This is a genomic window from Sphingomonas sorbitolis, assembly GCF_036663875.1.
GTDB lineage: Bacteria > Pseudomonadota > Alphaproteobacteria > Sphingomonadales > Sphingomonadaceae > Sphingomonas.
Map to the genome: position 1 here is coordinate 999,121 of NZ_JAXOJS010000001.1, position 22,208 is coordinate 1,021,328.

General features: G+C 65.3%; 24 protein-coding genes. 15 read left to right on the forward strand and 9 right to left on the reverse strand.

Annotated elements, in window-relative coordinates; all coding sequences use genetic code 11:
- Nucleotides 1-2: 2 nt before the first annotated feature.
- Nucleotides 3-1,685, reverse strand: a complete 1,683-nt coding sequence (locus tag U1763_RS04125) for an amidohydrolase (RefSeq protein WP_332754215.1) — start codon at nt 1,683-1,685, stop codon at nt 3-5.
- 203 nt (nt 1,686-1,888) lie between these two features.
- Between U1763_RS04125 and U1763_RS04130 the strand changes: the two genes are divergently transcribed.
- Together U1763_RS04130 and U1763_RS04135 are read left to right on the forward strand one after the other, a co-directional pair.
- A complete protein-coding gene (locus U1763_RS04130; RefSeq protein WP_332754216.1) occupies nt 1,889-3,148 on the forward strand; it encodes a threonine ammonia-lyase in 1,260 nt (419 codons plus the stop codon).
- A 130-nt stretch (nt 3,149-3,278) separates the two neighbouring features.
- A complete protein-coding gene (locus U1763_RS04135; RefSeq protein ID WP_332754217.1) occupies nt 3,279-4,055 on the forward strand; it encodes an arginyltransferase in 777 nt (258 codons plus the stop codon).
- Between the two features lie 236 nt (nt 4,056-4,291).
- Here U1763_RS04135 and U1763_RS04140 read toward each other — a convergent pair whose 3' ends face one another.
- From U1763_RS04140 to U1763_RS04155, 4 genes are all read right to left on the reverse strand, one after another.
- A complete protein-coding gene (locus tag U1763_RS04140) occupies nt 4,292-5,101 on the reverse strand; it encodes a transglutaminase family protein (protein WP_132739990.1) in 810 nt (269 codons plus the stop codon).
- Nucleotides 5,101-6,036, reverse strand: coding sequence for an alpha-E domain-containing protein (locus U1763_RS04145; RefSeq protein WP_132739993.1), 936 nt, complete (start codon nt 6,034-6,036; stop codon nt 5,101-5,103). Before U1763_RS04145 ends, U1763_RS04140 begins: the two co-directional genes overlap by 1 nt.
- Complete coding sequence (locus U1763_RS04150) at nt 6,036-7,541, reverse strand: circularly permuted type 2 ATP-grasp protein (protein ID WP_332754412.1); 1,506 nt, start codon at nt 7,539-7,541, stop codon at nt 6,036-6,038. Before U1763_RS04150 ends, U1763_RS04145 begins: the two co-directional genes overlap by 1 nt.
- 234 nt (nt 7,542-7,775) lie before the next feature.
- Nucleotides 7,776-9,824 (reverse strand): protein-disulfide reductase DsbD family protein, encoded by a 2,049-nt coding sequence (locus tag U1763_RS04155; RefSeq protein ID WP_332754218.1) that lies wholly within the window; start codon nt 9,822-9,824, stop codon nt 7,776-7,778.
- Nucleotides 9,825-9,932: 108 nt separating this feature from the next.
- Here U1763_RS04155 and U1763_RS04160 point away from each other — a divergent pair, with 108 nt between their 5' ends.
- Nucleotides 9,933-11,561, forward strand: a complete 1,629-nt coding sequence (locus U1763_RS04160; RefSeq protein WP_332754219.1) for an alkaline phosphatase family protein — start codon at nt 9,933-9,935, stop codon at nt 11,559-11,561.
- A 271-nt stretch (nt 11,562-11,832) separates the two neighbouring features.
- On the opposite strand, the gene U1763_RS04165 is transcribed toward U1763_RS04160, so the two are convergent.
- Entirely contained in the window at nt 11,833-12,753 is a 921-nt protein-coding gene (locus U1763_RS04165) for a right-handed parallel beta-helix repeat-containing protein (RefSeq protein ID WP_332754220.1), read from the reverse strand.
- A gap of 237 nt (nt 12,754-12,990) precedes the next feature.
- Between U1763_RS04165 and U1763_RS04170 the strand changes: the two genes are divergently transcribed.
- Complete coding sequence (locus U1763_RS04170) at nt 12,991-14,199, forward strand: cation:proton antiporter (protein WP_332754221.1); 1,209 nt, start codon at nt 12,991-12,993, stop codon at nt 14,197-14,199.
- 105 nt (nt 14,200-14,304) lie between these two features.
- Here U1763_RS04170 and pspF read toward each other — a convergent pair whose 3' ends face one another.
- Nucleotides 14,305-15,342, reverse strand: coding sequence for a phage shock protein operon transcriptional activator (gene pspF / locus U1763_RS04175; protein WP_332754222.1), 1,038 nt, complete (start codon nt 15,340-15,342; stop codon nt 14,305-14,307).
- Between the two features lie 172 nt (nt 15,343-15,514).
- Between pspF and U1763_RS04180 the strand changes: the two genes are divergently transcribed.
- From U1763_RS04180 to U1763_RS04220, 9 genes are all read left to right on the forward strand, one after another.
- Nucleotides 15,515-15,658, forward strand: a complete 144-nt coding sequence (locus U1763_RS04180) for a hypothetical protein (protein WP_165886549.1) — start codon at nt 15,515-15,517, stop codon at nt 15,656-15,658.
- Between the two features lie 48 nt (nt 15,659-15,706).
- Nucleotides 15,707-16,372 (forward strand): phage shock protein PspA, encoded by a 666-nt coding sequence (gene pspA / locus U1763_RS04185; RefSeq protein WP_332754223.1) that lies wholly within the window; start codon nt 15,707-15,709, stop codon nt 16,370-16,372.
- Nucleotide 16,373: 1 nt separating this feature from the next.
- Complete coding sequence (gene pspB, locus U1763_RS04190) at nt 16,374-16,670, forward strand: envelope stress response membrane protein PspB (RefSeq protein ID WP_332754224.1); 297 nt, start codon at nt 16,374-16,376, stop codon at nt 16,668-16,670.
- A 1-nt stretch (nt 16,671) separates the two neighbouring features.
- Nucleotides 16,672-17,052, forward strand: coding sequence for an envelope stress response membrane protein PspC (pspC, locus tag U1763_RS04195; RefSeq protein WP_132896791.1), 381 nt, complete (start codon nt 16,672-16,674; stop codon nt 17,050-17,052).
- A 27-nt stretch (nt 17,053-17,079) separates the two neighbouring features.
- Nucleotides 17,080-17,391, forward strand: a complete 312-nt coding sequence (locus U1763_RS04200) for a hypothetical protein (protein WP_132896792.1) — start codon at nt 17,080-17,082, stop codon at nt 17,389-17,391.
- Nucleotides 17,392-17,402: 11 nt separating this feature from the next.
- Complete coding sequence (locus U1763_RS04205) at nt 17,403-17,720, forward strand: hypothetical protein (protein WP_132896793.1); 318 nt, start codon at nt 17,403-17,405, stop codon at nt 17,718-17,720.
- Complete coding sequence (locus U1763_RS04210; protein WP_132896794.1) at nt 17,717-17,965, forward strand: hypothetical protein; 249 nt, start codon at nt 17,717-17,719, stop codon at nt 17,963-17,965. The genes U1763_RS04205 and U1763_RS04210 overlap by 4 nt, the downstream gene beginning before the upstream one ends.
- A 9-nt stretch (nt 17,966-17,974) precedes the next feature.
- Nucleotides 17,975-18,211 carry a hypothetical protein gene (locus tag U1763_RS04215; RefSeq protein ID WP_332754225.1) on the forward strand — a complete coding sequence of 79 codons (237 nt, stop codon included), beginning with the start codon at nt 17,975-17,977 and terminating at the stop codon, nt 18,209-18,211.
- 207 nt (nt 18,212-18,418) lie between these two features.
- Nucleotides 18,419-18,826 (forward strand): SufE family protein, encoded by a 408-nt coding sequence (locus U1763_RS04220; protein WP_132740027.1) that lies wholly within the window; start codon nt 18,419-18,421, stop codon nt 18,824-18,826.
- Between the two features lie 55 nt (nt 18,827-18,881).
- On the opposite strand, the gene U1763_RS04225 is transcribed toward U1763_RS04220, so the two are convergent.
- On the reverse strand, nt 18,882-19,223 hold the full coding sequence (locus U1763_RS04225) for a (2Fe-2S) ferredoxin domain-containing protein (protein ID WP_207894178.1): 342 nt from the start codon (nt 19,221-19,223) through the stop codon (nt 18,882-18,884).
- Nucleotides 19,220-19,759 carry a J domain-containing protein gene (locus U1763_RS04230; RefSeq protein WP_132740030.1) on the reverse strand — a complete coding sequence of 180 codons (540 nt, stop codon included), beginning with the start codon at nt 19,757-19,759 and terminating at the stop codon, nt 19,220-19,222. Before U1763_RS04230 ends, U1763_RS04225 begins: the two co-directional genes overlap by 4 nt.
- A 215-nt stretch (nt 19,760-19,974) precedes the next feature.
- Between U1763_RS04230 and U1763_RS04235 the strand changes: the two genes are divergently transcribed.
- Nucleotides 19,975-21,555 carry a SulP family inorganic anion transporter gene (locus U1763_RS04235; protein WP_132896798.1) on the forward strand — a complete coding sequence of 527 codons (1,581 nt, stop codon included), beginning with the start codon at nt 19,975-19,977 and terminating at the stop codon, nt 21,553-21,555.
- Entirely contained in the window at nt 21,552-22,190 is a 639-nt protein-coding gene (locus tag U1763_RS04240; protein ID WP_332754226.1) for a carbonic anhydrase, read from the forward strand. Before U1763_RS04235 ends, U1763_RS04240 begins: the two co-directional genes overlap by 4 nt.
- The last annotated feature ends 18 nt before the right edge of the window (nt 22,191-22,208 follow it).

Here is a 22,208-nt window from a genome sequence, read left to right on the forward strand (position 1 = left end):
CGTTACTTGCGCACCCATACCTTCTCGCCGCCGATCCAAGTCTCCTGCACGATAGTAGCGCGCAAGTCGGTCGGCGAGGCCATCGTCGGATCGCGGTCGACGATGATGAAGTCCGCGCGCTGGCCCGGCGCGAGCGCCCCGAACTTCGTCTCGGCAAAGCCGGCATAGGCCGCCGCGCCGGTCATCGCCCACCACGCCTGTTCGCGCGTCACCAATTCTTGCGGCTGCCAACCGCCCTGCGGCTGACCATCGGCATCCTGACGCGTAAACGCCGCCGCCCAGGTCGCGAACGGATCGGGCTTCTCGACCGGGAAGTCGGTGCCGAAGGCAAGCTTGGCGCCGTTGGTCAGCATCGACTTCCACGCATAGGCCCCGGCCAGCCGGTTCGGCCCCAGCCGTGCCTCCGCCATCGTCCGGTCGCTGGTTGCGTGCGTCGGCTGCATCGAGGCGATCGTGCCGAATTTGCCGAACCGCGGCAGGTCGATCGGATCGACAACCTGCGCATGCTCGATCCGCCAGCGGCGATCACCGGTATAGGTCTCGCTCTCGACCTGGATCGCATCGAGCACCATCTGGTTGGCCTTGTCGCCGATCGCATGCACCGCGACCTGATAGCCGTCCATCGCCGCCCGGCTCATCTGGTTCTGGAGCTGGTCGTCGGTGAGGAAACCAAGCCCAGACTGGCCCGGCGCGTCCGAATACGGCTTCAGCAACCACGCCCCGCGAGAGCCGAGCGCACCATCGGCATAGAGCTTCACGCCGCCCATCCGCAGGCGATCATTGTACAGCCACGGCGTCGGCCCCTTGCCGCCGATCCGGCTCGCGGTCTCGACGCCCATCGCATAGCTCATGATCCGGACGCGAAGCCCGCCGATGTCCGCCATCCGCCGATAGGTCAGCCAGTCGTCGAGCGTCGTCCCCATGTCGGCGACCGCGGTGACGCCGTAGCGCAGCAGGATGCTCTGCGCAGTGAGGAACGCGGCATCACGCTCCTTGGGCAACGGCTGCGGGACGACCTTCTCGATCAACGCCTGCGCGCCATCGACGAACACGCCCGCGGGCGCGCCGCCCACCTTCTCGATCCGCCCGTCCGCAGGCGAGACGGTCGAGCCGGTGACGCCGGCCTCGCGCATCGCCTCGCGGTTCGCCCAGCTCGCATGGCCATCGGCACGCGACAGCCAGATCGGGTGGCCACCGGAAACGGACTCGAGATCGGCCGCGGTCGGGAAGCGCCCCAGCCCCCACGCTTCCTGATTCCAGCCGCGGCCGATCACCCACTTCCGGTCCGGATTGCCCGCGATGTAAGCGGCGATCCGCGACTTCGCCTCGTCGAGCGACTTGGTCATAGAAAGGTCGAGCGACAGCGCGCCGAAGCCCATCTCGATCACATGGCCATGCGCATCGATAAAGCCTGGCAGCACGGTCTTGCCGCCCATGTCGATCCGCCAGTCGTAGAGCGGCTTGCCGGCGTTCTTCTTCAATTCCTTGCGGCTGAGCTTGGGCGCTTCCTCTCCCGGCGGCACGAGCCGCGTGACCTTGCCATCCTTGTCGATCAGGATCGCCTTGAAGTGGATCACGCGACCGCCGTCGGCGACCGTGATGCCGTTGACGTTGTCGACGATCCCGTCGGCAAGCGCGGGCGTGGACAGCAGTGCGATCGCAGCCGCGGAGATCAGAAAACGCATCACTTCGATACTCTCCACAATTGCACGCCGGCATGTTGACGCGCGCCACATGATTTATCGGCCGTTATGAACAGGTTGCTCACCACGGGATACGGCGCGATCGCCGTGCCCCTCGTTCCGGTGCCGATAAATGCCGGTATTGCCATAGCCTTCGCGCATAAGCGGTGTTTCCCGCGCGCGCCAGATGGTCTAGCGGGTCGGACATGGCTACCCACGCTGCCGTAGCGGCACCCACCCTCCCCGTCTCGATCGACGACGTCCGGCTCGCACACGACCGGATCCGCACCTCGATCGTCCGCACGCCGACGCTGATCAGCAAGACGCTGAGCCAGATGACCGGGGCGACGGTGTATCTGAAGTTCGAGAACCTCCAGTTTACCGCGGCGTACAAGGAGCGCGGCGCGCTCAACACGCTGTTGCAGCTGTCGCCCGAAGCCTGCGCGAAGGGCGTCATCGCGGCGTCGGCGGGCAACCATGCGCAGGGCCTCGCCTATCACGCGAACCGGCTCGGCATCCCGACGACGATCGTGATGCCGACCAACACGCCAACCGTGAAGGTCATGCAGACCGAAGGCCACGGCGCCAACGTCGTGCTGCACGGCGAGACGTTCGACGCAGCCTATGCGCACGCGCGTATCCTGGAGGGCAAGTGCGGCTTCACCTTCGTCCACCCGTTCGACGACCCCCGCGTCATCGCCGGCCAGGGGACCGTCGCGGTCGAGATGCTCGAGGACGTGCCGCAGATCGATACGCTGGTCATCCCGATCGGCGGCGGCGGGCTGATCTCCGGCATGTCGACGGTCGCGCGTGCTGCGAGCCAGCAGGCCGGCGGTCATCCGATCGAGATCGTCGGCGTGCAGGCCGAGCTGTTCCCATCGATGTACAACCGCATCAACGGCACCGACATGCCGTGCGCGGGCGACACGCTGGCCGAGGGCATCGCGGTCAAGGAGCCCGGTGCGATCACGTCGAAGATCGTCGCCGAACTGGTCGATGATATCGTATTGGTCAGTGAGCGGAGCCTCGAGGAATCGGTCAGCCTGCTGCTCCAGATCGAGAAGACGGTGGTCGAGGGCGCGGGGGCCGCCGGGCTCGCCGCGCTGCTGTCGCACCCCGAGCGGTTCGCGGGAAAGACCGTCGGCATCGTCTTATGCGGCGGCAATATCGATACGCGGCTACTCGCCAACGTGCTGCTGCGCGATCTGGCGCGGTCAGGTCGGCTCGCACGGCTGCGGATCCGGTTGCAGGACAAGCCGGGCGCGCTGTTCCATGTCGCGCGGATCTTCGATCAGGAACGCGTCAACATCATCGAGATCTATCACCAGCGCGTCTTCACGACGTTGCCGGCGAAGGGTCTCATCACCGACATCGAATGCGAGCTCCGAGACCGCGCGCATCTCGATCGGCTGGTCGGCGCATTGCGCGCTGGCGGGTACGAGACCTCGACCGTGGAGCTCGCATAAATAGCACGGTGCTGCGGGGATTTAGCGCATTAACCCATTATCGTGGTAAACGCGCTTTTCAGTATTGCATGACGCGACCATATGCTGTGGAACGCGATCTTTCGCGCTTCCCTGAAGGACATCCGGTTCGGTGACTGCGCCTTTTCGTTTCCCGCGCTTCTTCGTTACCAGCCCGTCGCCGTGCCCGTATCTACCGGGTCGGCAGGAACGGAAAGTGTTTACCGAGCTGACCGGCCCGCATGCGAGCGAGCTGAACGATGCGCTCGGGCGGATCGGGTTTCGTCGCAGTCAGGGCGTCGCCTATCGGCCGTCGTGTGCCGGATGTACCGCGTGCGTGTCGGTCCGCGTCGTGACCAACGAATTCATGCCCAACGCGACGCAGCGTAAGTTGCTCAGGCGCAACGGCGATGTCGAAGTGACCGCGTGCAAGGCGTGGGCGACCGACGAGCAGTTCCAGTTGCTCCGTCGCTATCTCGGGACGCGCCATCCGGGCGGCGGCATGGCCGGAATGGACGAGGACGATTACGCCGACATGATCGAGCATTCGCCGGTCAATTCGGTGATCGTCGAGTACCGCGAGCCCTCGGTAGACGGCGCGCGCGGGCGGCTGATCGGGGCCTGCCTGACCGATCGCCAGGCGGACGGGCTGTCGATGGTCTACAGCTTCTTTGCGGCGGACGAGGAGAGCCGGCCGGGGTTCGGCAACTTCATCATCATGGACCATCTGATCCGCGCGCGCGAGGCCGGTTTGCCGTACGTGTATCTGGGCTATTGGGTGAAGGGCTCGCCGCGGATGGAATACAAGACGCGGTATCGGCCGCTCGAGGTGCTGGGGCCGGCGGGGTGGCGGCGGCTTGAGGATGCGGATCTCGTGGCGTCGCCTGCGCGGGTCGCGGCGACGGCCTGATTTGTAGCTAGCGTAGTTGGGTGGCCCGGCGGCTCTTCAAGAGCCACCACCCCGGCGAAGGCCGGGGCCCAATTGGGAAACGCTGCTAACGGAAGATCGCCCTTAGTTACGACCACCTTGCCAATTGGGCCCCGGCCTTCGCCGGGGTGGTCATACCGCAAAACCGGCCACGTCTTGTTCTCCCGCGAAGGCGGGAGCACAGTCTGGGTCCCCGCCTTTGCGGGGAAACAAGCTTTTTAGTCCTCGCGCTGCACCACAACGTCGACGTCGAGTTCCTCACCCCCCTCGCCCAGCCGCGATCCTGCAACCGGCGCCGCGCCGGCCGCATCGAGCGCCATCGCGACCCGCACGTAATGCTCCTCCGGCGACATCCCCGTGCAGGGATCGAACCCGACCCAGCCGAGCCCATCGACATACGCCTCCGCCCAGCCATGCGGTGTCGGGAAGTGGACCACCTCATGGTCGTTGTGATGATAGCCCGACACGTACCGCGCAGGTGCACCCAAGGACCGCGCCGCGACCGCGAAGATCTGCGCCATGTCGCGCGGCGTAGCGCTATCCTTTCGGAATGCAGCACCCGCGGTGAGCCCGGGCTCGGGGCGTCCGGCATCGAAGACGAACTGCCCATGCAGCGCCCGGTTAAGCCGGTGCAGCGCCCCGACGCGATCGCGTGCACCGACCACCGCATCCGCCGCGAACTCGGCGATCGCAGGGTCGAAAGCCGTCGCCTCGGTCGCGCGCAGGAACAGCGCGGGCGGCAACGTCTCGTGGACACCGTGCAGCACGCCGTCGGAGTGACTCGTCAGCACCTCACCCTTAACGGTGATCTCGATCCCGTCGACCGGCCCCTCGGCGTACAGCATCGTCACCGCGTTGCCGAAGCCGTCACGCCCCGGCCGCAACCGCGCGTCACAATCGACGTCGATCCGCCACGATGCCACGGTCTGGTCGTGCGTATTCTCAGGCGTAAGCCGGAGCATCTGGACCAGCCGGCCCTGTGGCTGGGTGAAGCGGTAGATCGTATGATGATCGATCGACAGCCGCATCAATGGAACTTGAACTGGCGGCCGATCGCGCCGTGGAGCAGCGCGTTCTCGGCGATGAAGGCCTGCAGATACTGGTGCAGCCCGGAGGCGATCACTTCCCCCGACCGCGTCTTGGCCATTCGCGATGCCCGCATTCGTGCCATCCTGTCCGCCTCCCCGTGATTGCCCGTGCGTTTTGCCAGCAGGTTGAGCACGTCGACCGTCTCCTCGACCGATGCCGCCAGGCTCCGCGGCAGTTCTGCGCGGGCAATCAGCAAGTCGATGACGTCGGCCGGCCTCAGACCGTCGCTATACAACCAGCGATACGCGGTTACCGCGGAGACGGTCTGAAGGATCGTGGTCCACTGGTCGCGATCGATCGCGCCACCGATCTTCTGCCCCTCGGGCAGCAAAATATGGTATTTGACGTCCAGCAACCGCGCCGTGTTGTCGGCGCGCTCGACCGCTTGCCCGAGCCGGATAAACCACGTCGTCTGGTTGCGCAGCATCCGGTGGATCGCGCCTTCGAACCCGCGTGTCTCGGTCTTTACCGCCTCGACCAGGTTCATCTGGTCGGTCGTGCTGCGTGGGATCGTCCGGTTCTCGAACAACAGCCACGCACGATTGATTGCGGTCCACGCCTCACGGGTCAGCGCGGTGCGCACCGCCTTGGCGTTGTTGCGCGCCATGTCGACGCAGCGCACGATCGAGCCGGGATGGCTCGAATCGAGCGTCAGGAAGCGGACGACTTCGGTCTGGCTAAGATTGCCGCCGAGCGTCGCGAACGGTTCCTCGGTCTCGGTCACGGCGAGCGCGGAGGCCCAGGCCGCCTCGCCCGCAGGCTGCGACGAGAGGACGTCGAGGCGCACGGTGGCCTCGACCAATCGGGCGATGAAGTCGGCACGCTCGAAATAGCGGCCAAGCCAGTAGAGCGACGATGCCGTACGCGAGAGCATCAGGCGTCTCCGCCCAAGGTCTGCGTCATGCTGCCCATCGTCTGCGTCATCGCACCGCGCGTGATCCGCTGCGACTGTTCCGCCATCAGCACGAAGCTGTCTTTCGTCCCGCCACCCTGGCTGGAATTTACCACCAGCGAGCCTTCCTTCAGCGCGACGCGGGTGAGGCCGCCGGGAACGACCTGCACGCCCTTCGATCCGCTCAACACGAACGGGCGGAAATCGACGTGGCGTGGGGATAGGCCGCCATCGGCCATCGTCGGGACGGTCGACAGCGCCAGCGTCGGCTGCGCGATGTAGCGGTGCGGTTCGGCAATGAGCGCCGCGCGGAAATCCTCGATCTCCTGTTTCGACGCGGTCGGCCCGACCAGCATGCCGTAGCCGCCGGAGCCGTCTACCAGCTTGACGACGACGTCCTCCAGGTTGTCCAGCACGTATTGCAACGACTGCGGTTCGCGGCACCGCCAGGTTTCGACGTTGCGCAACTTGCACTCGCCGCCCGAGTAAAACTTCACGATGTCGGGCATGTAGCTGTAGATCGCCTTGTCGTCGGCGATGCCGTTGCCCGGCGCGTTCATGATCGCGACGTTGCCGGCCGCGTAGGCTGCGATCAACCCAGGCACGCCGAGCGCGGAGTCCGGGCGGAACACTAACGGGTCGAGATAGTCGTCGTCGATCCGGCGATAGATCACGTCGACCTTCACCCGCCCGGCGATCGTCCGCATCCAGACGATATCGTCGTCCACCACGAGATCGGCGGCCTCAACGAGTTCGATCCCCATCGAATCCGCGAGGAAGCTGTGCTCGTAATAGGCAGAGTTGTAATGGCCCGGCGTCAGCAGCACACAGGTCGGGTTGGAGCCCGTGCCGTGTGGCGCGACCGACTTCATCGTCTCGAGCAGCAGGTCGGGATAGCTATCGACCGCCGCGACGCGGAACTCGCGGAACAGCTCGGGGCAGAGCCGCAGCATCGCCTCGCGGTTTTCCAGCATGTAGCTGACGCCGGACGGCGTGCGCGCATTGTCCTCGAGCACGAAGAAATCGTCGGGGCCGGTGCGGACCAGATCGATGCCACAGATATGCGCCCAGACGCCGTGCGGCGGCCTGATGCCGGCGATCTCAGGCCGGAACTGCGCATTCCCCAGCACCAGATCCTCGGGGAGGATGCCCTCTTTCAGGATGCGACGTTCGCCATAGATGTCGTTGAGAAACGCGTTGATCGCATCGACGCGCTGGACTAGCCCCTCCGAGAGGCGCGTCCACTCGTCGTGGAGGAACACGCGCGGGACGATATCGAACGGGATGATCCGTTCTGCCGCCTCGTTCTCGCCGTAGACCGCAAACGTGATGCCGAGCTGTCGGAAAGTCGTCTCGGCGGCTTCCTGCCGACGACGAAGCTCGGCGTCGGGCGTCTCCTCGATCCAATGCCCGAGAGCCGCGAGTTCGGGACGAGCGGTCGTATCGCCCGGCGTCCCCATGATTTCGTCGAACGCCTGTTTCCCCATCGGAACGGTCAATTCCCCATCAAGCGTTACGGTTCCATGCTGCAACGCTTCGCTGCGCTGCACAAGTCAAGAATATGACTGACTGACCTGCGGTCTCTGATCCTGCCCCGCCAGGGGGAGGTGGCTGGCGCTTGCCAGTCGGAGGGGGAGGACACGCAACGGCGTTTATCGCCCCCTCCCCCTCCGTCGCCTTCGGCGCCATCTCCCCCTCGCGGGGGAGGATTGGCAATCAGCCTAAGCGCCAAGGCCCTCGAGCAAGCCTGGCGTCAGGACCTGCGGGAGGACGGTCGGCTCGGCTGCACCTGGCGCGTAGTAAAGGTACAAAGGCACCCCGGCGCGGTTGTGGGCCTGGATGAAACGGCCCATCACCGGGTCGCCGTCGGTCCAATCGCCGATCAGCGCGGCCACCTTATGCTTGGCGAACGCGTCGCGAACGCCCGCCGTGTCGATCGCGGCCTTCTCGTTGACCTTGCACGTCAGGCACCAGTCGGCGGTGAAATACACGAACACTGGACGCTTTTCCGCGCGGAGCGACGCGAGCCGGGCCTCGGTGAACGGTTCGTCGCCGGCGGTGGCGACCTTGGCCGCCGCCGGTGGCGCGCGCGCGATCAGAACCGCGCTGCCGACGACAACGATAGCCAAAGCGATCTGCGCCACGACGCCGAACGCCTTGCCTTTGCGCTGGCGGGTGCCACCGATCCAGAGCACTGCGCCGACAGCCAGCACCGCAACCAGCGCAAGCGTCAGCGTATCCACCCCAGTCTGACGTCCGAGCACCCAGCCGAGCGCGATTGCGGTCAGGAACATCGGCACCGACAGGATGTGGCGGAACGTCTCCATCCAGACGCCGGGCTTCGGCAGCCACCGCCGCCACGACGGAATGAACCCGATCGCGAGGAACGGGAGCGACAAGCCGATCCCAAGCCCGCCGAACACGGCGAGCGCCGCCGGCCACGGCAGCACCAGCGCTGCGCCGAGCGCCGCACCCATGAACGGCCCGGTGCACGGCGTCGCGATGAACGCCGCCAGCGCGCCGGTCGCGAACGCCCCGCTCGCGCCGCTCTCGCCCGCAAAGCGCGGCGTCGGCACCTCGAACAGCCCGGCGAGATTGAACGCAATCGCAGTGCTCAGAAGCAGCAATGCGACGATCGCACCGGGATGTTGCAACTGAAACGCCCAGCCGACCGCCGAACCGCCTGCGCGCAATGCCAGGATCGCGCCGCCAAGACCGAGGCAGACCAGCACGACGCCCGCGGTGTAGGCCAACGCCTCGCCGCGCGCCTCCTTCTCGCTGGCACCGCCGCGCGCGAGGCTGAGCGCCTTGAGACTCAGGATCGGGAACACGCACGGCATGATGTTGAGGATCAAGCCGCCGAGCACTGCGCTCGCAAACGCGATCAGCGCGGTCAGCCAGAGGCTCTTGCCGCTCGCGCTGGTCGATCCACTGCCGGCCGCATCGCCGACCGCACCGGGCGTAGCCTTAACGCCGAGCCCCTGCCCTTCGCCGATCCGCAATACGCCTTCGATCGGTCCGCCAGCCTTGGCGTTCGCCGCGACCTTGGTGCTGATCGTCAGCCGGTCGCCGTCGCGCGTCACCGTCTGCGCCGCGCCGTTCTCGATCGCGCCAGTGGTGACCGGGAAGAAATACGCCTTGTCGACTTTCGCCCCTGCGGGGAACGGGATGGCGATCCGCATCGTCCCGTTGTTCGCCGCATAGCTCGCACCGGCATCGAGCGACTTCGGAATCGCCTGCCGCCAGCCAGCGAACGCGACCGCCTGCGACGGCGCGCCGTCACCGATCGTGAGGTCGAGCGAGAGCGCCTTTTCCTCGGGTACGCAGATCGTAGCGGAGCAGACGAGATAGCTCGTCTTGAGCCGGATCGGGAATTTCGTCCCCGCCGTCAGCCCGGCCGGAACCTGGATCGTCACGAGCGGCGCATACGGCGCCTCGTAGACATAGTTCATCAGGCCCGCGATCAGCAGCGTCGTCGGCACCGGCCATTCGGGCTCGCCCGCCTTCGCTCCCGTCGGCAAGGTCCAGTCGAACGTCGCCGGAAAGCCCGCGTCGCCGGGATTGCGCCAATAGCCGTGCCAGCCGGCTTCGGGCGTCGTTGCCAGCGCGATTGTCAGCGGTGCTCCTGACTTGGGGTGGTCGCTCTCGGCGACCAGATTCATCATCAGATGCTGGCTTGAACCGTTCAGCGATTCCGCAAGCGCAGGTCCACTCGCCAGCCCGCAAACGGCCAGCAAGACCGTCATCAGGACGCAACGTAATCCGCGCATGGCCATCCTTGTTTCGTTCATCGCGCAAAGCCATAGCGGTGACCGTGTCGTATTGCACTTCAAAGCGACGACCGCGCTCGATGGTCGTCGCTGGCTAAAGGACTGTTCGTGAAAGCACTTATCGCCGCGCTCCTGCTGACTTCGGCCGCTTCGGTCTCCGCCCAGACGGCACCGCCGCCTACGGCGGCTCCGACCACCCCGCCGAAGCTGATCGTCGCGATCTCGGTCGACCAGTTCGCCGCCGACCTGTTCCAGCAGTATCGGAATCACTATACCGGCGGCTTCACCCGGCTGCTGAACGGCGCAGTCTTTCCAAGCGGGTATCAGAGCCACGCCGCGACCGAGACGTGCCCCGGCCACTCGACGATCCTGACCGGCATGCGGCCCGCGCATACCGGGATCATCGCCAACAACTGGGTCGACCAGCGCGCGGGACGGCCCGACAAAATCGTTTATTGCTCGGAGGACGAGCGCGTCACCGGCAGCACGCACGACAGCTACACCGTGTCCGACATGCACCTGAAGGTGCCGACGCTCGGCGAGATGATGAAGGCGCGCGATCCGCGCACCCGCTCGGTCTCGGTCGCGGGCAAGGATCGCGCGGCGGTGATGATGGGCGGCCACAAGGTCGACGAACTTTGGTGGTGGGACGGCAAGACGTACGTTTCGTATGCCGGTCGCGCGGTGCCGCCGGCGGTGCAGCGTACGCGCGACGCGGTCGCCGCGCTGATCGCCAAGCCGCAGGCGGCGCTGCCGTTGCCGGGCTATTGCGCGGGCGTGAACCATCCGATCGTGATCGCGGGCAAGACGTACGGCCAGGGTCGCTTCGAGCGCGAGGCGGGGGATACCAAGGGCTTCCGCGTGTTGCCCGCGTCCGACGCCGCGGTGTTCGCGATGGCGGCAGCGCTGGTGCAGGACATGAAGCTCGGCAAGGGGCCGCAGACCGACATCATCGATATCGGCGCGTCGGCGACCGATTATATCGGGCATACCTACGGCACGCAGGGCTCGGAGATGTGCATCCAGATGGCGCAGCTCGATAAGACGCTGGGCGATTTCTTCAACGTGATGGACGAAACCGGGGTCGATTACGAAGTAGTGCTGACCGCGGATCACGGCGCGCACGACGCGACCGAGCGCCAGCAGCAGCGCGCGATGCCGATGGAGGCGCACATGGACGAGAATGTCCTCGCCAAGCAGGTCGGCACTGCGATTGCCAAGGACATGGGGCTGCCGGGAAGCGTGCTGCTCGGGACCGAGGGCGACGTCTATATCGACGACTCGCTCCCGGAAAAGACACGCGCGAAAGTGCTGGCGGAGGCGCTGCGCCGGTATCGCGCACTGCCGCAGATCGCGGGGGCGTATTCGGCTGCTGAGATCATGGCGACGCCGATGGCGAAGTCACCGCCCGAGACGTGGACGCTGATCGAGCGGGCGCGCGCGTCCTTCTATCCGGAGCGCTCCGGCCAGATGGTGGTCTTGCTCAAGCCGAGGGTGACGACGATCGTCTCGCCGGCGGGAGGCTATGTCGAGACGCACGGGTCGCCGTGGGATTATGACCGCCGCGTGCCAATCCTGTTCTGGCGCAAGGGGATGAGCGGGTTCGAGCAGCCGCTGTCGGTCGAGACGGTGGATATCGTACCGACCCTGGCGGCGACGATCGGGCTGCCGGTGAGCGGGCTGGACGGGCGATGCCTGGACCTCGATCCAAGCGCTTCGAGCACCTGCCCAAGCTGAGGCACATTACGCTCGCCTAGTCTGTTCTCCCGCGAAGGCGGGAGTCCAGCCTGGGCTCCCGCCTTCGCGGGAGAACATACTTCTGGGTTGGCGCGGTGCTCCCGCTTCGTTGGTTGCGCACCGCCCCCCTCTGACATCCCCCCTCAACCCATCATCCCAGCGAAAGCTGGGATCTCCCCGCGGCGCGCGCGTCCTATCCCAACGGCGATACCCCAGCTTTCGCTGCGGTGACGGTTCCGGTAGGAGCTACAGCTAGCGGCGTTCTTCGCTGTCACCGCGTCTCGAACGGCTTCAACCCGGCACCGAGCCGGTTCGCACCGATCGCCAGCCGGTCATGGCTGAAATCCACGACAAACGCCGGCGTATGCGTATCCCCCGCCGTCAGTCGCGCGTCGTTGTCCTCCACCCGCAACCCGGTCGAAGGGTAAGTCTTCGCCTCCGCAGCGACGACGATCAGCGCCGAGCCGTTCTCCTTCTGCTTGCCCTGCACGAAGGTATTGCGCGCGATCAGGCCGGTGGCGCCGTCGGGCAGGTCGATCATGTAGTTGGTCTTGCGCCCGCCGGTGTCGTCAAAGCTGTTGTCGGTGATCGTCACATTGGGCGCGCGCACCTTGACGTAATGCCCGCCGGTGCCGCGCTCGAACCGCGAGTTGGTGACGCTCACGCGGCCCTGGTTGGCGAGATAGATCCCGTGAGCACAGTTCGGCGCCTCGTCGCACTGTCCGAGCCCGGCAAAGGTCGAGTGATCGATCGTGATCGTCTGACCGGTCGGCTGGCCGCCGAGAATACCTTCCTGGCTGTCGAGGAACATGGCGTTGGTGACGGTCAGGTCGCCCATCTCGGTCCGGATGCCGGCACCGTTGCCGTCCGATACGCGATAGCCCCGGAAGACGAGGCCATCGACCACCGAGCCCTGCCCGCGCAGCACCAAGGCCGCCTTGTCCTCGCAGGCCACTCTCTCGAAGATCGCGGTGCCGGGCTGAACCGCCTTGAAGGTGATGTGGCCGCCCGCCTGGACCGCGCATTGCCGATACGTGCCGGGCGCGATTTGGATCGTCGCGGTGCCCATGCGGACCGACGACACCGCCTCCTGCAGCGTTGCGAATCCCTGACCGTTGACCGTGAACGGCGCAGCGCCTTGCGCGAACGCGGGAACAGCGAACAGCGCGAGCGCCAGCAACGATCGTTTCATCGAAAATCCTCCTCCGCCGGCATCTGCGGCGCATGGCTTTCAATCGCACGGAACGCCGGCGTTCGGCGAGCCGATCGAAGCGCGCTATCTTGCCCTGTCCCGAAATGACGCAGCGCGGAGATCGGTTCGCGCTGGGCGTATCGTCACGTCCGCATATTGCCGCGCCCGGTTTCACCGAATACTATCGCTACCGAAACGAAGCCGGCGGGGGGAACCGATCGGCGCCGGGGGATCCACATGCACGCCATGACGCCGACGGAGGTCTTCCTCCTCGCGATACTCATCATCTTCACCGTGCCTTATCTGGTGTGGCGGCTTGGGCGTACCGATTACTGGGCGCCGCTGGTGGTGGTGCAGATCTTCGGCGGCATTCTGCTCGGGCCGGGCGTGCTCGGCGCGGCGTACCCCGACTATTATGCAACGATCTTCACGCCCGCGACGTTGGGCTCGCTCAACGGCATCGCATGGTGGGCGGTGATGATGTTCGTATGGGTCGCGGGGATCGAGCTCGATCTCGGCGAGGCGTGGAAGCGGCGCGGGGAGACCGGCGTCACCGCAGGGCTGGCGCTTGCGGTACCGCTGATCACCGGTAGCATCGCCGCCGTGCTGATGCTGCGGTATCCCGGCTGGCGCGGGCCGGACGGCGCGACGTGGCAAGTGGTGCTCGGCATCGGCATGGCCTGTGCGGTAACTGCGCTGCCGATCCTCGTCCTCTTCCTCGAAAAGCTCGAGATCCTGCGCGAACCGATCGGCCAGCGTATCCTGCGCTATGCCAGCCTTGACGACATCGCGATCTGGGGCGTGCTCGCGCTGATCCTGCTCGACTGGGAGCGGGTCGGCCGGCAGGGTGGCTTCCTGCTCGGCTTCGCGGTGGCCACGTTGATCGTGCGGAAACTGATGGCGCGGATCGAGGAACGCGATCGCTGGTATGTCAGCCTGATCTGGCTGGCCGGCTGCGGGTTCGCGGCGGACTGGGCGGGGCTGCATTTCATGGTCGGCGCGTTCCTGTCGGGCGCGGTGCTCGATTCGAAATGGTTCACGACCGCGAAGATGGACCAGTTCCGCCACTTCGTGCTGCTCGCGGTGATGCCGGTGTTCTTCCTGTCGACGGGGTTGAAGACGCAGTGGGCGGTCGGCGGCTATGCGGTCTTCGCCGCAGCGGCGTTGCTGCTGGTCGCGTCGGTCGGCGGCAAGCTGATCGGTGTTCACGCCGCCGGGCGTATCCTGAAATGGCGGCCGGGCGAGGCTTCGGCGATCGGCTGGCTGCTCCAGACCAAGGCGCTGATCATGATCATCTTCGTCAACATCCTGCTGGATAAGAAGATCATCACCAACGAGACCTTCACCGCGCTGCTGCTGATGGCGCTGGCGAGCACGATGCTGACCGTGCCGATGGTCGCGCCGAAGTTGAAGAAGCTGGCGGGGCTGGTGGGGAAGAGTGCGTAACGACGCCAGATCGTAATCCTGACGAAAGTCAGGACCTAAGGTTACGAACGCCGCCCTGCTTGGCTCTGGATCCTGACTTTCGTCAGGATGACGGGTGGTTGTGGCTCAAGCGCCTGCGTTGAGCAGGTCGTGGCGTTTCAGGGCGTGGCGGAGTTGGTCGTAGCTCAGGCCTAGCGCCTCCGCGGTGGCGCGCTGGTTGAAGCGGTGTTCGGACAGCGCGCGCGAGAGCAGGTCGCGTTCGAAGCGGGACACGCGGGACTTGAAGTCAGACGGACCTTCCTCGCACGCAACGACAGGATCTTCGCCGTCGTCTGCCTCGGCCGCGCGTGGGGTCACCACGATAGGCTTCGGCGCAGTCGAAGCACCGGGCCGGTGTGGCGACTGAAACGGGTCGATCTCGATCGCATCGATCGGCCCCGCCTGCTCCCAACGATACACCGCGCGCTCGACGACGTTGCGGAGTTCGCGGACGTTGCCCGGCCAGCGATACGCGATCAGCGCGTCCATCGCCGCCGGGCCGAACCCCTCCCACCGCTCGCGGCCCAACTCGGACGCCATCCGCCGCCCGAAATGCTCCGCGAGGACGACCACGTCGCCGGTGCGCGCGCGCAACGGCGGTAACGTCACCACCTCGAACGACAGCCGATCGAGCAGATCCGCGCGGAACTCGTGCCGGTCGACCTTGTCGGGCAGATGCTCGTTGGTCGCCGCCACGATCCGCACGTCGACGCGCATCGGACGCGACGAACCGATCCGGGTAATCTCACCATACTCGACCGCGCGCAGCAGCCGGTCCTGCGCCGCCATCGACAGCGTGCCAAGTTCGTCGAGGAACAGCGTGCCCCCATCAGCCTCCTCGAACCGCCCGACCCGCGCCTTGGTCGCGCCAGTGAACGCGCCCGCCTCGTGCCCGAACAGTTCCGCCTCGATCAGCGTCTCGGGCAGCGCCGCGCAGTTCATGATGACCAGCGGCTGATCCCACCGCGGCGATAGGCGGTGGAGGCGTTCGGCGACCAGTTCCTTGCCCGTGCCGCGCTCACCGATCACCAGCACCGGGCGGTCCAAAGCCGCCGCACGCGACGCGCGTTCCAGCGCTGCCATGAACGTACCGGACTCGCCGATGACCTGGGTTGTTCGCTCCATGGCGAAGATGTGGCGCGAATTCCCAACTCTTGGCAAGCTTACGCCACCGTCCGATCACCCAAAATCGCGCAAACCCCTGCAATTCCGCCATTTTCGAAACTGGCACGACAGATGCAATGCTTCAGGCAACCCGCCGAATAGCGGAACCAACCAGTCTTAAAGGGGACCCACCATGTTCAACACCAACATCGCCCGCACCGTCGCCGCCACGCTCTGCACCATCGTCGTCAGCGCAACCTGCGTCCTCGGCGCAGTTGGCCCAGCGATCGCAACCAACACAACGCCTATCGCGGTCCACACCTCGATCGTGGCATAAGACCCCGACGGCTTAGAGCCTCGGGCCGACCCCTGGAGTAGGATTTACATGGGCATCTTTTCCCGCACCCGCGACATCGTCGCCGCCAACTTCGCCGATCTCATCGAGAAGGCCGAAGATCCGTCGAAGATGATCCGCATGATCATCCTCGAGATGGAGGAAACGCTGGTCGAGGTTCGCGCCTCCGCCGCGCGCACCATCGCCGACCAGAAGGAGATGCGCCGCCATATCTCGAAGCTCGAGCAGCTCCAGGACAACTGGACCGAGAAGGCCGAGCTGGCGCTGAGCAAGGACCGCGAGGACCTCGCCAAGGCCGCTCTCGTGGAACGCCAGAAGGCGTTCGACATGGCCGAGCAGCTCAAGGCCGAGGTCGGCGTTCTCGACGATGCGCTCCGTGCATCGGAAGAGGACATCGCCAAGCTCCAGACCAAGCTCCGCGAGGCGCGCACCAAGCAGAACGCGGTGCAGACCCGGCTGGAAAGCGCGAACAACCGCACCCGTCTGCGCGAGATGTACAACGGCCCGAAGACGCACGAGGCGTTCAGCCGCTTCGACATCCTCGATCGCCGCGTCGACGAGGCCGAGGGCCGCGCGGATGCGATGGGGCTCGGGGTCGTGAAGTCGCTCGAAGAGGAAATCGCCGAGCTACGCAGCGACGACAAGGTCAACGCCCAGCTCGCCGCGCTCAAAGCGCGCTTGAAGAAGGACGATTGAGATGGACACCGTACTCGTATGCGCCACCCTCTTCGTCGGGCTGCCCTGGGTGATCCTCCACTATGTCACCAAGTGGAAGACCGCGCCAAAGATCACCGACGAGGACGAGCGGCTGCTCGATGAGATGCAGATGCTCGCGCGTCGCCTCGAAGACAGGGTGATGACCGTCGAACGGATCATCGCTGCCGACAATCCCGACTGGAAGCCGGGCCTCGGCACCACCCAGTCTGACTCACCTTACCGCCTCGATCGCGACAGCGACCGCCAAACCGACCGCCCCTTCGAACGGAGAAACTGACATGTCCGGTAGCCGCACACAGTTTTACCTCGACAAGCAGAATGCCAAGTTCAAGGGCGTCTGCTCGGGGATCGCCGATTACACGGGCGTCGACATCACACTCATCCGGGTCGCCATGGTTGTGCTGGCTGTCGCCACCAGCGGCTGGGTCATCCTCGGCTACTTCGCCACCGCATGGTTGGCGCCCAAGAAGCCGATCGGTCTGTACGAGACGCCCGACGACGCGAAGTTCTGGCAGGGCGTCCGCTCGAACCCGAAGCGCTCGACCGCCGAGGTCCGCAGCAAGTTCCGCGACATCGACCGCCGCCTTGCCGACATCGAGACACACTATACCAGCCGCAACAGCAACAGCCTCGCGGCAGAGATCGACAGCCTGCGCTGAGACGCGGCGTCAACAGGGAGACAGACAATGCATTGGGGTGGACCTGGATTTGTGCTTGCGATCATCGCGATCACGACCATCGGCTGGATCGCGAACAACTGGATCCGTACCAAGCACGGCTATCCGCCGAGCGACGACTGGGGCAACACGATGAGCTGGGGCGGCGGGCACAAGCAGGACCCGGCGGGTGATCGCAAGGTCGAACTGCTCAGCAGCGAGAATGAACGCCTGACTGGCCAGGTCTCGCGCCTCGAAGAGCGGATCGCGGTTCTTGAACGCATTGCCACCGATCCCGCCGAGCGCACCGCTCGCGAGATCGACGCTCTCCGCGATCGCTGAGGACAGGGATCATGAACAACTTCACGATCTTCCTGCTCGTCTTCATCGTGATCGGACTTCCGGTCATCCTCGGGATCGGCAGCAGCGTCTTCAAGGACTGGATCAAGCACAAGGAGCGCATGGCAACCGCGCTCAATGCGCAGACCGCCGAGAAGTCCGCACAATATGCCGCCCATACCGAACGCCTGGAACAGCGGGTCCGGGTGCTCGAACGGATCGTCACCGATCGGAAAATCGAGTTGTCGGACGCTATCGAGCAATTGCGCGACGACCACCCGCTTGGCCGAACCCCGCTCAATGAAGCCAATACACAGGAGATAAGATCATGAATGGTGGACAGGTGATGGTCGTGATGATCGTCCTGATCGTGATGATTACCGGCATCTTCAAATCGCGCCACAAGAGCGCGCGCCGCGGCGAAGGCGTCTCGCTGATGAACGACCCCGAGGCGGCGCGCCTGCGCGACGAAGTGCAGCAGATGAAGGAACGCATCCAGGTGCTGGAGCGCGTGATCACCGATAACCACAAGAGCGTCGATCTCGACCGAGAGATCGAGCGGCTCCGCGACCGCTAGGAGGCGGACATGATCGACCCGAACCTTTACATCACCTTGGCGCTGGCGAGCCTTGCGGGGCTGGCGATGGTCGTCGCCGGCGGATTGGCCGGATGGCGCGGATGGCTCTCGCTGCGGCGGCTCGAACTCGATAACGCGCAGGATGGCCGCATGCCGGCGGTGTCGACCGGATCGCGGATCGAGATCGCCGATCTGAAGGAACGCATCAAGAAGCTCGAGGCGATCGCCGCCGGGGTGGATCTCTGAAGCCAACCGCCTCGACATCCACCGCCCCCGTCACCCCAGCGAAAGCTGGGGTCTCATCATAACGGGGAGACCCCAGTTTTCGCTGGGGTGACGGAAAGAGGCTTGGGGTAGATATTTCAGTTCGGCACAATGCAATCGGCTCGGGTTCGAGCATATGGCTAGCCGGACTGTTGCGAGCAAGCCGTCTCGGGAGTAACCGCCGCTTCCATGGCCACCCTCACCGACATCCGCGAGGAATATGACTTCCTCGAACCCGACGATCGCTACCGCCTGCTGATCGATCTCGGCAAAGAGCTCGAACCGATGCCGGATGCGCTCAAGACCGACGCGACGCTGGTGCGGGGGTGTTCGGCGTCGGTATGGGTCTATCCGACCACGACAGACGATGGCCGGCTGCATTTCCTGGCGGATTCGAATGCGGCGATCACTAAGGGGATTATCGCGCTGGTGTTGCTGACCGTGCAGGATCAGGCGCCGACCGAGATCGTCGCGACCGACATCAAGGCGGAACTGGCGCCGTTCGATCTGAGCAAACAGCTGAGTTCGAACCGGACTCAAGGGATCCCGAACATGATCGCGCTGATCCGCGAGACGGCGGAGCGGTACGCCGAATAACGTGCCCTCACCCTTCCCACCCGGCAAGCGCCGCGCGGGCCCCTTCCCTCTCCCCTCAGGGGAGGGGGAGAGACGCCGAAGGCGGCGAGGGTGACGGCACGCTGGCGGTCAGTGACGCGACGACCTCGCTCACGTCAGCCCCAGCCGGCACCAGCATCCACCGATCGGGGCGAGCGCCGTCCACCATCACCACCGCGTTCTTCGGGCAAACCCCGAGGCACTTGACCTCGACCACGCCGCGGTCCGCCTTGCGGCCCTTCTTCACGCCGAGCGCCTGACGCAGCAGCTTGACCAGAGGCGTCCGCCCCTTGTCGCCGAACCCGCCGTCCAACTTCTTCGAACATTTCCCGCAGACCAGCACGCTCCCCTGCCACCGGCTGGCAAGAACGCGGATCACGCCGGTTTCCACGTCCGCTGGTCTTCGGCCGCCTTCAGCACCTCATACGCCGCCTGCACGCCCTGGAACCGCTTCGCTGCATCCTTGTCATCAGGCCGCACATCCGGGTGGTTGGCCTTCGCCATCCTGCGCCATGCCGCGCGCACGTCCTCGAACGTCGCGTCCGGCTCCAGATCCAGCACTTCCAGCGCGCGCATCTCATCACGCGAGCGGCTGCCATCACCCGAGCCCGCCCAAGCGTAATGCTTGGGATCGGTATAGCCATCGGCGGTCCGCGTTTCCGCCGCCTCGCGCTCGGCAGCCTCTTCCGCGCTCAAGCCTTCGAAGTAATTCCACCCGCGATTATATTCGCCTGCGTGGTTCATGCAGAAATACCAGCGATCGGGGCTGTTCGGCGATTTCGGCGCAGGACAATTGCCCGGCTCGTTGCAGCCGTGCCGGTCGCACAGCCGCACGGTCACCGCCTCGCTGCTCGCGCCATACTCGCGCCAGCGTGGAAAACCCCAGTCGGAAGATCGTGTCGTGCTTCTCGCCATAGCGGCCCGAGATAGGCGTCCGCGCGGACAACGCAACCATGCGCGACAAAGCCGCCCCAAACGCGTGCGACCGAACAATCTTCCGCGTCGCAACATTCCAACTTGAGTCAGCCACCGTTCATCGCTTACTGAACATGAACTATTTGTCATGTGGCATGGATAGACGCGTCCGGTGCGGACGTATTCCCAGCCGACACCAAGCGACAGGAGCATCGGTGCCGACTCTCATTCCAAAGCTTACCACGTGGCGCGCGGATCTTCCCGCGTCCATCGTCGTCGCGCTCGTCGCGTTGCCGCTGTGTCTCGGCGTCGCGCTCGCGTCCGGTGCGCCGCTGTTCGCCGGCATCATCTCCGGCATCGTCGGCGGCATCGCCGTGGGCCTGTTCTCCAAATCACCGCTGTCGGTCAGCGGCCCCGCCGCTGGCCTCACGGTGATCGTGCTCACCGCGATCGAGAGCATGCCAAGCTACCAGATGTTCCTGATGGCGGTCGTGCTCGCCGGGGTGCTCCAGATTTGCTTCTCGCTGACCCGCGCCGGCATCCTCAGCGAATTCGTGCCGTCCTCCGTCATCACCGGCATGCTCGCGGCGATCGGCCTGATCCTGATCCTCAAGCAGATCCCGCATGCCGTCGGGTTCGATCGCGAAGCCGAGGGTATCTTCGAATTCACGACCGCGAACGGCATCAATACCTTCACACGGATCTTCGACAGCCTGAGCGCGGCCGTGACGCCGGGGGCGATCCTGATCGCATCAATCAGCCTCGCGTTCCTGTTCTGGTGGGACGGCGCCAAGCCGAAGGACGGCCCGTTGCGCTTCGTCCCCGGCCCGCTGGTCGTCGTGCTGATCGGCATCTTCGGCAACATGCTGTTGGGCGTCGTGAAGCCCGACTGGCAGCTCCAGGCGACGCACCTCGTTCAGGTCCCTATCACGCAGACGCTGTCGCAATTCCCGTCGCTGTTCACCTTTCCCGACTTCTCCGGGATCACGATGGGCATCGTCTGGAGCAGCGCAGTCACGCTCGCGATCGTCGCCAGCCTTGAGTCATTGCTGAGCGTCAAGGCAGTCGACGAGATCGATCCGCGCCGCCGCTCGACCGATAAGAACTGGGAGCTGATGGCGCAGGGCGGCGGCAATATCCTGTCCGGTTTGATCGGCGGCCTACCCGTCACCTCGGTGATCGTGCGGTCGTCGGCGAACGTCGATTCGAAGGCGGAGAGCAAGCTGTCGACGATCCTCCACGGCTTCTGGTTGCTGGTCAGCGTCGCGCTGATCCCCGCGGTGTTGAACCTGATCCCGCTGTCGGCGCTCGCCGCGGTGCTGATCGCGACCGGCTACAAGCTGACCAAGCCCAAGCTGTTCAAGGAACGCTTTCAGCAGGGCTGGACGCAGTTCATCCCGTTCGTCGTCACGGTCGGCGCGATCCTGTTCACCGACTTGCTCGAAGGCATCGTCATCGGCCTGGCGGTCGGCTTCGTGTTCGTCGTCGCCCGCAACTTCCGTACCGCGATCACCTTTGCCTGCGACGACGAGGATTGCCTCGTCCGCGCACGCCGCAACCTGTATTTCATCCACAAATACGAACTGCAGAAGGCACTCGCCAAGGTGCCTGACAACGCCAATCTGCTGATCGACTTGTCGTCGACCAGCTATGTCGATCTCGATAACGTCGACATCATCAACGCGTTCATCAAGGGCGCGCAGTATCGCGGCATCACGGTGCTCATCCGCGGCGACCTCGCGATGCGCACGGTGAAGCTGATCAACGCCCCCCAGACCGAGGTCCGTTTCGCATGAGGCAGTACAAGCAGCTCCTGCTCGCCAACAAGGCGTGGGCGGCCGAGATCATCGAGGAGAGCGCCGACTTCTTCCAGCGCCAGCTGGTCGGTCAGAACCCCGAGTTCCTGTGGATCGGCTGTTCGGACAGCCGCGTCGGGCCCGAGCAGATGACGATGACGCCGCCGGGCAACATGTTCATCCACCGCAACATCGCCAACCTGGTGAAGGATGACGACACGAACCTGATGTCGGTGCTGCAATATGCGGTCGACGTGCTGGGTGTGCGGCACATCATCATCTGCGGCCATTATGCGTGCGGCGGAATCCGCGCGACGCTCGACGGCGGTACGACCGGTCCGGTTGACGACTGGCTCAGTACCGCGCGCTGCGTGCTGCACGACCATGCCGACGAGATCGACGCGCAGCCCGACCGCGAGCAGAAGGTCAACCGGCTGGTCGAGGTCAACGTCCGCGACCAGCTCGTGCGGCTTGCGCGTACCAAGACGATCCAGGGGGCGTTCGCGCGTGGGCAAGAAGTGCTGCTCCACGGCTGGGTCTACGACATCCGCGACGGGCTGATCAAACCGATGATGGAGATCGATTCGACGACCGTGCTGGAGGAGGTCGGGCGGCCGGACCGGGTGCTGGTGTAGGCGATGGCGAATCCTCCC